Origin of the sequence: Geodermatophilus obscurus (assembly GCF_900143215.1) — a bacterium.
GTDB lineage: Bacteria > Actinomycetota > Actinomycetes > Mycobacteriales > Geodermatophilaceae > Geodermatophilus > Geodermatophilus obscurus_A.
On record NZ_FRDM01000028.1, the window covers coordinates 36,560 to 50,872 of the forward strand.

Genomic DNA, 14,313 nt, shown 5'->3' on the forward strand with positions numbered 1-14,313 from the left:
CTCCTCGCGTCGTCGGGGACCTCACCCGAAAGGCGCCAGAAGGAGCCCTCGGACCGCCAGAACGGATCTGGCGGATCGCCAGACGCCGCGAGGGGGCGCCGGAGCGGCAGGATGGGCGCGTGGACCGCCCGCCGCGGGAAGCACTCATCGGTAGGGACGACGCGCTCGCCCGCATCACCCGCGCCGTCGCTTCAGCCAGGCATCACGCCCGAGGGACCCTGCTGGTCAGTGGGGCGGCCGGCATGGGCAAGACCGCCCTGCTGCGGACCGCGCTGGCGGGCGCCGGCGACGTGGACCAGGCGTGGGGTACCTGCGTGGAGGCCGGGAATGCCCCCGGCTACTGGCCGTGGACCCAGGCGTTGAACGGACTCGTCCGGGGTGTGGGGTTCGACCGGGCGCGGGCGGCAGCAGCCGACGATCGGGGGCTGCTCGCCACGATCTCGACCGCGCTCGGCGAGCAGGGCCCTGCCGAGCAGTCCGACCGGGGACGTCTGCTGCTGCTCGACGCGACCGCCGCCTGGCTGGACGCGCTGGCGGCGGTCCGTCCCGTGGTCGTCGTCCTCGATGACCTGCAGTGGCTCGACGACTCCTCCCTCGCCCTGTTGGAGCGCGTGGTGCAGGACGCCCGCCCGGCCGCGTTGTGCGTGCTGGGGGCCTTTCGGCACGACGAGGTGCCGCGGTCCCTGCAGGCACGTCTGACCGCGCTGGTCGCGCGCGCCCAGCACGTCCACCTGACCGGCCTCGACCGTTCCTCCGCCGCCCTGCTGGTGCAGGGCACCGTCGGCCGACCGGTGCCCGAGGAGACGACCGCCGCGATCTACCGGCGCGCAGGTGGTCACCCCCTGTTCACCCGGGAGCTGGCACTGGCCGGGGCAGACGGCCTGCCCGAGGCTCAGGTGCCGGCTGCCGTGCGGGAGGTCATCGGGCGACGGCTCCGGACACTGCCGGCGGAGACGCAGGAGGTCCTCCGGGTCGCGGCCCTCACCGGGTCCACCGTGCTGCCTGACGTCGTCGCCGTCGTCACCGGGCGCACCCCGGCCGCCGTTCAGGACGCGGCCGCCGAGGCCGTCCCCGCAGGAATGCTGCTGTGGCACGCCGGGCGGCTGCGCTTTGCCCACGACCTCTTCCGCGAGTCGATCGCCGCCGACGTCGACGCCGCCTCGAGACCCGCGCTACACCTCGCCATCGGGAGCGCACTGGAGTCGAGGGTCGAGCGAGGCGGCGACGTGGCCGCCTCCGAGCTGGCCCGGCACTTCCGTGCCGCACTGAGCTGCGGCGGCCTCGACCACGCCGTGTCCTGGGCGCTGCGAGCGGCCGAGGTCGACCGCTCGGCCCTCGCTCTGACGGAGGCCGCCATGCAGCTGCGCCGGCTCCGCGGCGCGGTGGCCGACGCCGGGCTCGCCCTGCCCGAGGACCGACTCCTCGACGTCCTCCTCGCCGAGGCCGACGTCCTGGCGCGCAGCGGCCGACCGTCCGACGCCCGGGGTCTCGTCCGCGCCGCACGTGCCGCCGCCGATCAGGCCGGCGACGCCGTCGGGACGACCCGCGCCGCGTTGGCCGCCGCCGCGCTCGGGTCGCGCTTCGCGACTCGCCGGGACGACCTCGTCGCCGAGCTCGAGAGCGCGCTGGCCTCGGTCGGGGACGTCAACCCCGCCCTGGAGGCGAGGCTGACGGCGGCGCTCGCCCGCGAGCTGCAGCACTCCGTGCCCGAGCAGCGCTCCCGGGCGGGACCGCTCAGCGAGCGCGCGCTACTGCTCGGCCGGGCCACCGAGGACCCCGAGGTGATGATGGCCTGCCTGCTGGCCCGTCACGACGTCCTGTGGACGCCGAGCGAGTCGGCCAGGCGCGCGGAGGTCACCTCCGAGCTCGTCGCCCTCACCCAGCGGTCCGGGGACCGCGAGCGGCAGGCCGAAGCACTGCTCCTGCAGGCCACCGCCCTGCTGGAGGCCGGGAGCGCCGCCTTCGAGCCGGCGCTGGAAGCCTGCCTCGAGGTGCTCACGGCCCTCGGGCAGCCACGCCACCTCTACATCGTGGAGACGCGCCGTGCCTGCCTGGCCCTGATGCGCGGGGACCTCGAGGAGGCGGCCGTCCGGATCGAGGACGCCGCCGCGCTGGGAGACCGGCTGCGCGAGCCGGACACCGGCAACGTGCACATGTCACAGCGGCTGGAGCTCGTCCGGGCCCATCGGGTGCCGGAGGAGCTGACGACCTTCGCGCGGGAAGCCGTGGGGCACTGGACGGGTGCGCCCGTGCACGCCCATGCCGTCGCAGCCGGTTTCTGCGCTCGCGGAGGAGACCTCGATGGGGCCCGGCACCACGTCGCCGCCGTACACGACCTCGGCACCTGGCGGGCCGACCGCTCGTACCTGTGGTCGGTGTTCGTGCGCGAGCTCTCGTATGCGGCTGCGGCGCTGGGGGACGTCGAGTTGTGCACCGAGCTGCTGGAGGAGGTGCGACCGCTCGCCGGCAGGTGCGGCATGAACGGTGCGTTCGTCGCCTTCGCGGGCTGCCACGCCCACACCGCGGGCAGGCTCGCTGCGGCGGTGGGCGACGACTCGCTCGCCAGGACCCTGCTCGAGGAGGCGTGCTCCGCCTACGAGCGACTGGGTGCGGCGGCCCTCGCCCAGGCCAGGGAGGACATGGCGGCCTGCGCAGCACCCTCGGGACGCGCGGCGTCGCTGATCCGGCGGGGCCCGGTGTGGGAGGTGGCCTTCGCGGGCCGCACCGCCGCCGTGGGGCACTCCAAGGGACTCCAGGACATCGCCACCCTGGTCCGGCACCCACGCCGCGAGGTCCACGTCCTGGATCTCGTCGCGTCCCCCGGGCGGTCGGAGTCCGTCGGTGAGGTGGTCGACCGCACCGGGCTCGACCTCTACCGGAGTCGGTTGGCCGACCTGTCCGAGGAACGCCTGCAGGCAGGAGAGGACGGCGATGCCGCCCGGCTCCGCGCCGTCGACGAGGAACACGAGTCCCTGGTGGCCGAGCTCCAGCGGGTGACCGGCCTCGGCGGACGGCCACGGACTTTCGCGAATCGCGCTGTCGAGCGTGCCCGCAAGGCCGTAACGGCACGCATCCGCGACGCCGTCCGCCACCTGGACGACGTCATGCCGGAGGCCGGCGCCCATCTCGACCGGTACGTCGTCACCGGGGTCCGGTGCCGCTACCTCGGCGACCAGCACTGGGACGTGAACTGCTGACCCGCGCTCGCCCCTCGCGCAGCGGAGAACGGCTGAGGCCGAGTTTCCGCTGGTTCTCCGAGGGTGACGTCCGCGCTGGTGGTGTGGGTCCAGGTCACCGCTCGCGTGGGTGACCACGTGAGGGGCCATCGTGTGATGGTCAGCGAAACCACGCCGATGGTTCTCGGGGAAGGACACTGCACACGATGGCCCCTCTCTGAGCGAACCTCGGCGGGAACACGCAGAACATCCACGCGGTGGCCCCTCGCACGCCAGCGCTTCGCAGGCGAGCTCAGGACCTTCGACCAGCTACACCACTTCCTGGGACGTCACCTCATGGGGCTGACCTGGGGCTACGCAGAGCGCACCCAGTGGGTGCTGGCTCTGTGCGAGACCAGGCGCCGCATACGGCGGGTGCGGGGTGTAGGCGTGGTGCGCGAGCGGTCGGGGGACCGATTTCTTCGTCCGTCACGTCGGTCCCTCGACGCCGTCGCCGTCGGGGGCGCCGACCGGGTCGTCCGGCAGCCCCTCCGCCGGGCGACGCCCCTCCCGACGCCAGCCCTGCACCGCGGCCGCGAGCACCCCGGCGACCGGAACCGCGACGAACAGCCCCAGCAGGCCGAATGCCGAGGCGGCCCCGGTCGTCAGGAGCAGCACGACCAGGGGGTGGAAGCTGATCGCGCGGGACAACAGCAGCGGTGCCAGCACGTTGCCCTCGATCTGCTGCACCGCGACGACGACGAGCAGCGCCCACAGCGCCGTGGCCCAGCCGCCGGTGACCCCGGCCACCGCCACCGCCACCGCCCCCGCGATCGTCGACCCCACCAGTGGCACGTAGCCCAGCAGGAAGGTGAGCGCGCCGATCGGCAGGGCCAGCGGGACGTCGAGCACCCACAGCCCGAACCCGATGAGGACCCCGTCGATGAGGCCGGTGGCGGTGGCCGCGTAGAACCACGCGCCCGCCGTGCGCATGCCGGCGCGGAAGGCAGCGTCGGTCGGCGTTCGGTGTTCCACGGGCAGCGCCCGGACGAACTGGCGCCACAGCCGGTCGCCGCTGGTGAGCGCGAAGAGGGTGAAGAACAGGGCGATGACCAGGACAGTGGCCAGATTGCCCACCGCGTTCAGCCCCTGGGCCGCCGCACCGCCGAGGCCGCTCATCGCGGCGCCCACCGACGCCTCCAGCTGGCCGAGCACCTGGTCCAGCCCCGCGCTGTCGAGGTCGTCCGTCCGGTCCTGGGCCCACACGGTGATCGAGTTCACCGCATCGGTGCCTGCCGCGATCAGGCCTGGCCAGGCGCCGATCAGCTGCAGCACGAGAAAGACCAGGACGCTGACGAAGAAGGTCAGGTAGGCGACGACGCAGAGGATCGCGGCCAGCACGGCCGGGAAGCCGTGCTGGCGCAGCCAGTGGGCGATCGGCCACAGCACCGCGACCTGGGCGAGCCCGAGCATCGCCGCGGCCGCGACGAACTGGACCTGCAGCACCAGCCAGATCGCGCCTACGACGGCCAGGCCGACGACCAGCAAGCGCCCAGCGATCGTCGCCTCGCGCTGCAGCAGCGTCACCCGGTCGGCCGGCGGTGGCCGGGGCGCGGGCCGCGCCCCGGCCCCGGTCGCCCGAGCCGGGCCGCGGCGCGGCCCGGCCGGGTTCCGGGCGGAGGCCGATGCCGGCTCTGCCATGCCCCGCCTCCCGTCAGCTCGGCCCGGCCGGTGTTCGGACCGCTCAGGCCGGCGTCTGCCCGTACCTCGCCATCCTGGCGCTCCGGTCGGCCCGGCGCTCCCCCCGGCCTGACCGCCGGACGGGAGTGTCAATCTCGGCGGCGGTGCACACCGGGCACCGCTGCGGTGGTTGTCATCAGACCGGGCGGCGGTTCGTTGGAGAGCTATCCCGCCACGCCGAACATCTCAGGACGTGACGGATGGTGGCCTGCTCGGGCGCGGCTCCATCGGGGTCGTGCGCGGCTTCCCTCCTGATGACGACCCCGGAGTGGCAGGACGGCCACGTCACCGAAAGCCCGGCCGTCCGCCGCGTGCAGGAGCTGACCGAGAGGGCCCTGGGGGCCGGTAGTAGGCCACATGGCCCTCCTTGCGCCGACCGACCAACCCCGCGCCACGTAGCACCCGCAGGCCGTAGCGGGCCTGGTCCTCGGTGACGCCCAGCGCCAGGGCGGGGTCGCCCACGCACAGCTCCTCGGCGACGCCGAGGGCGTGGAGAAGCCTGGCGCGAACCGGATCGGCGAGCAGACCCAGCAGGGAGGTGATCCGCTCGGCGCGCGCCGCCGAGGGCAGCCGGGCCCGTGCGGCAGCGACCCGTTCGGGGTGCAACGGGTGGTCGTGGGCGAGCTGGGCCATCTTGAAGTAGTGACAGAGGGCGTCTCTGCACCGCGGTCAGGTGGCGTCGTCGGGCCGGCGTCAGTGGTGCTGGTGGCCCCCTTCGGAGTCCCAGGCCGTGGTCTCCTCGGTGGGCGCCCCGTCGATCTCAGCGGGCCAGCCGACCGCCCTCGGAATCCCAGACGGCCGTCTGGGCCGCGTCTGCGCGAGTGGGGTGACGCCGCGACTGCCGCGCCGGTACCGATCGCCGGCCAGCGCGTGAACGGCTGGTCGGCGCCGCCACGGTGTGGGGATGGCGGGTCGTGCGGATCGTGGTCACTGGCGAGCACCCCGAGTGCGCGCGAGATTGAGCCGTCGAGCCTCGGGATGGGCGCAGCTCGGAAGGGCGTCGATGGCTGCCGGTGCCTGGGTGGGCCCCATGAGGGACCGCCGATCCCCCTCCGCCAGCGAAGGGACTCCGACGCCGAGGTGGCGTCGAACCCGACACTACGCGCCTCGGCGCGACCGGATGGCGGCTGCGCCCGAGGAAGCGGTGCCCGTCGAGAGACTGACGGGCCGGTCGCCCGGCGCACCCGTCCGTGGCTGAGATCGACCGCCGGTAGCGGTGCGGGCGTAGCGTCGGCTTGTCGATCCCTCCTCGTTCGTTGCCTCCCATGGCAGCGCCGGGAATGACGTACCACTATCCCGCCGCTCTCTGCGGTGGAGTCAGGCCGTTTCCGCCATGACCTCCTCCACGTTCGTGATCGCGAGCACGACCTCTGCCGACATCGGCGACCTCGAGCGGGCATCGTTGCTCGACGACGCCGCTGAGGGCATGAACGAGGAATCGTGCGGCGTGTGCCCGCACCCGCATGCGGACCATGACGCGATCGCCGCGCGGTTCTGCTCGGCAACGCGCAACGGCGCCATCGCCAGGGGTTGCGTCTGCCAGGCCTGACCCGCGCTTCGGCCCCTACAGCGGTCGCGGCCCCCCCATCGCCCCGGGCTCACCCATCCAGGCGGAACGCTTCGAGGTGGTGGGTCAGCACCGAGGATCGTCAGGGCGCTGCTCCGACGCCGCCTCACCGCCCCGGCGACCACTGAGCACGATGCGGTGGTCCGGGACCGGTTCCCCGACACCCTCTCGGACACGCATCGGGGCTGATCGCCGCGCGCCGAAGGCTCGACCGCGACCGCGCAGGACTCGAACCTCGCCGCCACTGCTGGACGTGGGCCCGCGTCGTGCTCCGGCCGCTGACGCTCGAGCCCCTTCGAACCGGGGCGGCCGCGGCGCCTCGTCCAGGAGCGGCGCCTCGTCCAGGAGGCACGGGTCTGGGCGGCCGACCGCGCCGAGGACGGTCAGCCCGAGCTCTCGTCCTCGATCGGCAGGCGGTCGTCCTGACGGCCGAGAGGCGCTCTCATCGGTGGACACGTGCGCCGGGACCTCGATGTCACAGATGGCCGTCGCTGTCTCGTCACTGGACTGAGAGCCGATCCTCGGAACAGGAAGGTGATGGTCATGCGGGTGTTCGTGGCCGGTGGCACCGGGGTCATGGGGCGGCGGCTGGTGCCGCTGCTGGTGGCCCGGGGCCACCAGGTGACCGCTACGACGACGGGCTCGGGCCACGTGGGCCTGCTGGAGCAGCTGGGCGCCGATGGTGTCGTGATGGACGGGCTGGATGCGGTGTCGGTCGGTGAGGCCGTGGCAGCCGCCCGGCCGGACGTGATCGTGCACCAGATGACCGCGATCAGCCCCGCTCACGCCGGCAAGCCCGACATGAAGCACATGGATCGGTTCTTCGCCACCACGAACCGGCTGCGCACCGAGGGGACCGACCACCTGCTGGCCGCGGCCGAGGCGACCGGCGTCTCCCACGTCGTCGCCCAGGGCCACGCCGGTTGGAACGGGATCCGCGAGGGCGGATGGGTCAAGACCGAGGAGGACCCGCTGGACCCAGGCCCGCCGAGCATGCGCAAGGGGATGGCGGCGATGCGCCACCTCCAGGACGTCGTCGTCGAGGCCGGCGGCGCGGTACTGCGATACGGCGGGTTCTACGGGCCGGGTGCCACCGACGACGTGGTCGAGCTGGTGCGCAGGCGGCAGTTCCCGCTCGTCGGGGGCGGCACCGGCTACAGCTCGTGGGTACACCTCGACGACGCGGCGAGCGCGACCGTCCTGGCCGTGGAGCAGAAGGCGACCGGCGTGTTCAACATCGTCGACGACGAACCGGCGCCGGCCAGCGAGTGGCTGCCCTACCTGGCTGCGTGCACGGGCGCGAAGCGGCCCCTGCGGATCCCCACGTGGCTGGCCAGGCTGCTGGCCGGGGACGTGGCGGTGACGATGATGACCGAGGGGCGCGGCTTCTCCAACGCCAAGGCCAAGCGCGAGCTCGGCTGGGAGCTGCGGTACCCCTCGTGGCGGCAGGGCTTCAAGGAAGGGTTGCCATGACCCGGGCCGAGGAGTTCGAGGAGCTGCGATCGCTGCTGTTCGCGATCGCCTACCGGATCCTCGGCAGCGTGAGCGAGGCCGAGGACGCGGTCCAGGAGACCTGGCTGCGTTACCAGGCCTCCCCGACACGACCCACGTCGACCAAGGCCTTCCTCTCGGCCGTCGTCACGCGGATCTCCATCGACGTGCTGCGCTCGGCCCGCGTGCGGCGGGAGGAGTACGTCGGGCAGTGGCTCCCCGAGCCGCTGCTCGACGACCCCTACGAGGATCCGGCGCGCTCGGCGGAGTTGGCCGACTCGGTGTCGATGGCGGCCCTGTTGCTGCTCGAGCGGCTCAGCCCGCTCGAGCGGGCGGTCTTCGTGCTGCGGGAGGTGTTCGGGTTCGGCTTCCCCGAGGTCGCGTCGGCGGTGGGGAGGTCGGAGTCGGCGTGCCGCCAGCTCGCGGTGCGGGCGCGCCGCCACATGGACGCCGGGCGCCCCCGGTTCGAGGCCGACCGGCGGGAACGCGAGGAGCTCGCCGAGCGGTTCTTCGACGCCTTCAGGGACGGCGACGTCGACCGGCTGCGGGAGCTGCTCGCCGCCGACGTCCAGCTGGTCGGGGACGGCGGCGGGAGGGCCCCGCAGTTGGCCAGGGCCGTCGTCGGCGCCGCGAAGGTGGCCCGACTGCTCGCCGCCATCGTCCCGCCGATGGCCCGGATCCACGTGACGTTCGAGCCGCACGAGATCAACGGCCAGCCGGGCGCCATCTTCCGCGACCGGAACGGCAAGGTCCTCCACACCTGGACGCTCGACATCCTCGACGGGCGGATCCAGACGATCCACTCGCTGATCAACCCCGACAAGCTCGCGCACCTGGGTCCGGTGGCGGACGCCTGGGCCGTCGCCCGCGAGGCGAACCAGGCACGCCGGCTCACGGATTGACTCGACAACGAGACGGCCAGCGCAAGAGCCCAGCACCTGCGGACCCCGGCGAGCCCATCGAGACGCTGCCGGGACGTCAGCTGCTTCTCCCACAGCAGACGGAGCTCCCGTCTCCCACCGGGACAGCCAGCTCTGCGCGATGGGTGGCGTAACCGACGCGGCCCTCGACAGCTGCCCGGAGTACGTCGGTGTCTCCGAGCCGCCTCGGCGACCTCGAGCTCAGCGAATCCGGAGCAGGCCTGGTCAGTGCCTCGTCTCCCGTCACCTGCACCGGCTCCCTGGCACCTGAACGAAGATCGACCTCGCAAGCAGAACCCTCATGAACCCGCTCTGCGAGGGGCCGGCAGGACCCCAGGTCCGGTGGTGAGCACCTTCGAACCGACCGCCGCGTCCCGATGTCACAGACGGACCGGGTTGCCTCGTCCCAGGTTCGAAGCCGTGACGCCGGGTTCCGGTCGGGTCCCCTCCAACTGAGGCGGCCCGGATCACCGACACATCGCCAGGAGAGAACTCATGAACCTCACCCTGTGGATCGCTGCCGGACTGCTGGCCGCAGTCGCTCTGGCCGGCGGCATCAGCAAGACGTTCGTGCCCAAGGCGAAGCTGGCTGCGGCCCACGGCGGTGAATGGACCGCAGGTGCCAGTGTCGGTTTCGTCAAGACCCTCGGTGTGCTCGAGCTACTGGCTGCAGTTGGCCTGATCCTGCCTGCCATCGTCGACATCGCACCGGTGATGGTGCCGGTGACTGCCGTGTGCTGGATCTTGCTCATGGTCGGCGCGATGATCACTCATGGCCGCCTCGGCCAGTTCAAACTCGTGATGCTGAACGTGGTCTATCTCGCGCTCGCCGCCTTCATCGCCTGGGGTCGCTTCGGTCCTGAACCCTTCGCGGGCTGACGAGGACCACGTGAGGCAGCGAGTGGTGGTCGGCTACCTGGTGGTGGCCGCGATGCTGCCCTATCTGCTGCTGAAGGCTGCCTGGATCACCGGCTCCACGATCGGCTTCGCCACGGAGTCGTCGGTGGATCCCCGGGTCCTGCTCGGCGGCAACATCGCGACCGCGGGGATGGAACTCGTGGCGATCGTGGTGGTGCTGGCCTTCACGCACGACTGGGGCATGCGCCTTCCGGCCTGGTCGGTGCTGCTGCCGGCGTGGGTGGGGACGGGACTGCTGGCGCCGTTCGTCGTCGCCGGTCCGCTGGTCGTGGTGTCCGTGGCGACCGAGGCGTCGCCGGTGGGCGACGGCTCGTTCGAGCCCTGGGTGGGTCCGGTCGTCTACTCCAGTTTCGGCGCGCAGGCCGTCGGCATCATTGTGACGTTCGCCCTCTACGCCTGGGCCCGCTGGCCACGTGTGCTCCGGAGTCGCGGTAGGGGCCGATCCGCCGGACCACGACCCGTTCTGGCCCCGGCCGCCTGGGTCGCGGCTGTTCTGCTCGGAGTCGTCGCCGCCGTCCGACTGCTCTGGGGGGTCGATCCGGCCGCAGCAGCCTCGTTCGGACTCACCGACGCCCGGGGCGCCACCGAGCGGGCTGTCGATGTCGGCGCCGCCGCCTTTGCGCTGATGGCGGCCGCGGGCTTGCTCATGCTGGTGCGCCGAGGGCGTGCGCGGACTCCGCTGTGGGTGCCCCTCACCCTCGCGTGGGTGGGCAGCGGCGCCACCTGGGCCGGTGGGTGGTGGCCGGTGCTCCTGTGGATCGGCGAAGTGGCAGGAGCCGGGACGTCGAGCCCCGGCGGGGGACTGGTGGCCGGTGTGCATCTCGGGCAGGTGATCGCGGGCCTCCTGGTCGCCACGGTGGGCGCCCTCGTCCTCGCCGGACAGGACGCCGAGACCCGGCTGCCTGCCGGCCAGTAGAGGACCGGCTGGTGCGCGGCGACCACCTCGAGCACTGCTCCTCGCCGCCTGGCCTCCTCCGCCGCCCGCGTCAGCGCGGTGCGGACCACCGCCGGGTCGTCGAACGCCACGACCGCGCACGGCGGGTGTCCCCGACCCCGACTCACCGGTGGCCGGCGTCTCACCGCCCCCGTCCCCGGCTGGACCGGGTTCCCCCCTGCGCCGCTCCATGCCACGCTCGGCCCGGGGGTGACCGCACCATGCCGACCCGGCAGCACGGCGCTCGTTCGAACGACTCGTCCACGGACTCCCCGCTGGCCGGCATGCGGCTCACCGAGCTGCTCGACGAGGTGCAGGACCGGCTGGCGGCAGTGGCCCGGAACCAGGCCCGCGTCCAGCACCTGCTCGACGCCTTCCTCACCGTCTCGACCGGGCTGGACCTCGAGGCGACCCTGCGGCGCATCGTCGAGGCGGCCACCGACCTCGTCGACGCGCGCTACGGGGCCCTGGGCGTGCTGGCGCCCGAGGGCGGACTGGCGGCCTTTCTCCACGTGGGCATCGACGACGACCTGGCCGCGCGGATGGGGACGCTGCCCGAGGGCAAGGGGGTGCTCGGCCAGCTGATCACCGAGCCCTACCCGCTGCGCATCGCCGACCTCAGCCGGCATCCGGCCTCCGTGGGTTTCCCCCCGCACCACCCCGCGATGCACACCTTCCTCGGCGTCCCGGTCCTCGTCCGTGGCGAGGTGTTCGGGAATCTCTACCTGACGGAGAAGCGGACCGGCGAGTTCACCGCCGAGGACGAGGCGGTCCTCACCGCGCTCGCCGGCGCGGCCGGCATCGCCATCGACAACGCCCGGCTCTACGAGGAGGCCGAGGAGCGCCGGCGGTGGACGACCGCGATCTCCGACGTGCGGGCCGGCCTGCTCGACGCCCCGTCCGCCGACGAGGCACTGCGGCTGGTGGCCGCGCGGGTCTGCGAGCTCACCCGAGCCCAGGGTGTGTGGATCGTGGTCGGCCCCTCCCCCGACGACGGCGCCTACGAGGTCCGCGTCCAGGTCGGCGAGGGCCTCGACGAGCTGACCGGCCAGCGGCTGACGATCGAGGACGACCCGGTCCTGGAGGCCGTGACAGCAGCCGACGGCGTCGTCACCGTCGACCTGCGGGGGATCGACTACGGGGGACCCAACGCCCACGTGGACTGGGGGCCCTGCATCGCCGTGCCCCTCCGGGGGACCCACAGCGAGGGCGGCGTCGTCATCGCGGCCCGACGTGCCGGGGCCCCCGCGTTCGACGCGACCACGGCTCCCCTCGTCACCGCCTTCGTCGACCAGTCGGCCACCGCGCTCGACCTCGCGGCCCGTCAGCGGTTCGCGCGCCAGCTCGACGTGTACGAGGACCGGGACCGGATCGCCCGCGACCTGCACGACCACGTCATCCAGCGGGTGTTCGCGGCCGGACTGAGCCTGCAGTCGGTCGTCCCCCGCGTGCAGGACCCCGACGCCAGGCGGCGGATCGGCGAGGTGGTCGGTCAGCTCGACGAGACCGTCCGGGACATCCGGACGACGATCTTCGACCTGCACAGCGCCGCGGACGTCGACCGGTCGGCGAGTCTGCGGCGACGGGTGCTCGACATCGTCACGGAGACGGCGGGCCCCGACCTGCACCCGACCGTGCGCATGTCCGGGGCGGTGGACAGCCTGGTCACCGGCGACCTCGCCGCCGACGTCGAGGCGGTCACCCGGGAGGCGGTGAGCAACGCTGCCCGGCACTCCGGCGCCGGCCACGTCACGGTCACCCTCGACGTCACCGACGAGGTCGTGCTCGAGGTGACGGACGACGGCCGGGGCATCGATCCCCGCACTGCACGCAGCGGTCTGCGCAACCTCGAGGAGCGCGCCGTCCGGCGAGGCGGCGGTGCGAGCGTGGAGGCGCTGCTGAAGGGCGGCACCCGGCTGCGCTGGTGGGCGCCCCGGGGCTGAGCGGAGCGGACGCTCAGCCGCCGCGCGTGCCGGACGACGAGCCGCGCAGCTCGGTGGCCAGGACCGCTGCCTGGGTGCGCCGCTCCAGGCCGAGCTTGGCCAGCAGGTGGGAGACGTAGTTCTTCACCGTCTTCTCGGCGAGGAACATGCGCTCGCCGATCTGCCGGTTCGTCAGGCCCTCGCCGATCAGCTCCAGCACGGTGCGCTCCTGTTCGCTGAGCGCAGCCAGCGGACCGGCCGGCTCGGCGGCCCGGCGCAGTCGTTCCATCACCGCGGTCGCCGCGGTGGGGTCCAGCAGTGAGCCCCCGGCCGCCACGGCCCGCACGCCGCTGACGAGGTCCTGGCCGAGGATCTGCTTGAGCAGGTAGCCCGAGGCGCCGGCCATGATTGCCTCGAAGAGGGCCTCGTCGTCGCTGTAGCTCGTGAGCATGATGACCTTGAGCTCGGGCATCCTCGACCGCAGCTCGCGGCAGACCGAGACGCCGTCCCCGTCGGGCAGCCGGACGTCGAGGATCGCGACGTCCGGCACGAGGGCGGGCACCCGGGCCAGGGCCTCCGAGGCGTTCTTCGCCTCGCCAACCACCCTGATGCCCGGGTCGCCCTGGAGGACGTCGGCCACACCGCGGCGGACCACCTCGTGGTCGTCGAGCAGGAAGACCCCGATTCCACCGGTTCCCTCTGCCACTCCTCATCCCCTCCCTCGCAGCACAGCCACGGCGACTCCCCGCCAGCACCGTGGCTGTGCTGGTCCCCGGGTCAGGCTAGGCGCTGGGGCCACCGATCCGAGCAGGGTCGGAGGTCCCGTCCCGGCGGGGGGCATCCTCCCCGGGTCCCCGCCGGTCCCCACCACCGTGGGCACGGACGGCGGGCACGGCGGCCGGCAGCACGGCAGGGACCTCGGTCACCCGCGCGGCGGTCCCGGCATTCCGGTGGGGCGGCCCGGTGCGCCACGGCCACGGCCGGTCAGCCCGCCGCCGCGCCGGCCACTCCGGCTCACCGCTCGGTCCCCGGGGTGGTGCCGGCCTGCGGCGCGTCCGCCGGCGCATGCCGCGGCGCGGGCGGCGCCGGGGGTGCGGCGAGGGGGCCGGCGGCCGGAGGCGGCGGCGGGCCGTACGGCGCGGAAAACGGCCCGGCCGGGCCGGACCGGGCCGACCGCACCGCCAGCGCGACGAGCAGCGCACCCACGACGGCCAGCAACCCGCCGAGGACGAGCAGCCCGGACCAGATCCACGGCAGCGCGGGCACCGTGACGCCGGCGCGCGCGTCGACGTCCACGCCCGCCGAGCCGTCGGCGCGCAGCACCACGACCGTCCAGTCGCCGTCCGACGGCGTCCACTGCAGGGTCTGGGTGCCGGTCCCCTCGGTCCGGGCGACCCAGAAGTCCGCGTCCCCGGGAAGGGCGGCCGGTGCGCCGCCGGGAATCTCGCTGGGAACCCCGAGGCCGCCGTCGGAGCCGAGCTCGCCGACCCGGCCGTGCCCGACCCCGGCCAGGTACCGGGCGGCGTCCGCGGATCGCGCCATGCCGATGAACAGGCCGGTCGCGGGGTCGGCCGCGGTGGCCTGGACGCGGACGTCGCCGATGAACCGGTCGACGACCCACTCGTCCCCGGCGGTGTCGAGGGTGATGTCGTCGACGGTCAGCGCG

At 73.6% G+C, this 14,313-nt stretch carries 11 protein-coding genes; 7 read left to right on the plus strand and 4 right to left on the minus strand.

All coding sequences use genetic code 11. The features are described 5' to 3' along the window. The first annotated feature begins 119 nt into the window (after positions 1–119). Entirely contained in the window at positions 120–3,197 is a 3,078-nt protein-coding gene (locus BUB17_RS19305; RefSeq protein ID WP_072920313.1) for an ATP-binding protein, read from the plus strand. A 447-nt stretch (positions 3,198–3,644) separates the two neighbouring features. Here the strand turns inward: BUB17_RS19305 and BUB17_RS19310 are convergent, their stop codons facing one another. Continuing rightward, positions 3,645–4,856 carry an AI-2E family transporter gene (locus BUB17_RS19310; protein ID WP_072920314.1) on the minus strand — a complete coding sequence of 404 codons (1,212 nt, stop codon included), beginning with the start codon at positions 4,854–4,856 and terminating at the stop codon, positions 3,645–3,647. Positions 4,857–5,180: 324 nt separating this feature from the next. Beyond that, positions 5,181–5,528: a helix-turn-helix domain-containing protein gene (locus BUB17_RS19315; protein ID WP_072920315.1), complete on the minus strand. Its 348-nt coding sequence runs from the start codon at positions 5,526–5,528 to the stop codon at positions 5,181–5,183. 700 nt (positions 5,529–6,228) lie between these two features. Between BUB17_RS19315 and BUB17_RS19320 the strand changes: the two genes are divergently transcribed. The 6 genes from BUB17_RS19320 (at position 6,229) to BUB17_RS19345 (ending at position 12,668) form a co-directional block, all read left to right on the plus strand. Further along, entirely contained in the window at positions 6,229–6,444 is a 216-nt protein-coding gene (locus BUB17_RS19320; protein ID WP_072920316.1) for an RGCVC family protein, read from the plus strand. A 561-nt stretch (positions 6,445–7,005) separates the two neighbouring features. Next, complete coding sequence (locus BUB17_RS19325; RefSeq protein ID WP_072920326.1) at positions 7,006–7,935, plus strand: NAD-dependent epimerase/dehydratase family protein; 930 nt, start codon at positions 7,006–7,008, stop codon at positions 7,933–7,935. Continuing rightward, a complete protein-coding gene (locus BUB17_RS19330) occupies positions 7,932–8,855 on the plus strand; it encodes an RNA polymerase sigma-70 factor (RefSeq protein WP_072920317.1) in 924 nt (307 codons plus the stop codon). Before BUB17_RS19325 ends, BUB17_RS19330 begins: the two co-directional genes overlap by 4 nt. A gap of 513 nt (positions 8,856–9,368) precedes the next feature. After that, complete coding sequence (locus BUB17_RS19335) at positions 9,369–9,752, plus strand: DoxX family protein (RefSeq protein ID WP_072920318.1); 384 nt, start codon at positions 9,369–9,371, stop codon at positions 9,750–9,752. A gap of 10 nt (positions 9,753–9,762) precedes the next feature. Next, positions 9,763–10,707 (plus strand): hypothetical protein, encoded by a 945-nt coding sequence (locus tag BUB17_RS19340; RefSeq protein WP_141243101.1) that lies wholly within the window; start codon positions 9,763–9,765, stop codon positions 10,705–10,707. Positions 10,708–10,946: 239 nt separating this feature from the next. Beyond that, positions 10,947–12,668 carry a GAF domain-containing sensor histidine kinase gene (locus BUB17_RS19345; protein WP_072920320.1) on the plus strand — a complete coding sequence of 574 codons (1,722 nt, stop codon included), beginning with the start codon at positions 10,947–10,949 and terminating at the stop codon, positions 12,666–12,668. 13 nt (positions 12,669–12,681) lie between these two features. On the opposite strand, the gene BUB17_RS19350 is transcribed toward BUB17_RS19345, so the two are convergent. Next, positions 12,682–13,353, minus strand: a complete 672-nt coding sequence (locus BUB17_RS19350) for a response regulator (protein WP_072920321.1) — start codon at positions 13,351–13,353, stop codon at positions 12,682–12,684. 308 nt (positions 13,354–13,661) lie between these two features. Next, positions 13,662–14,313 (minus strand): hypothetical protein (locus BUB17_RS26985; RefSeq protein ID WP_208983493.1); only part of this gene is annotated, 652 nt, incomplete at its 5' end.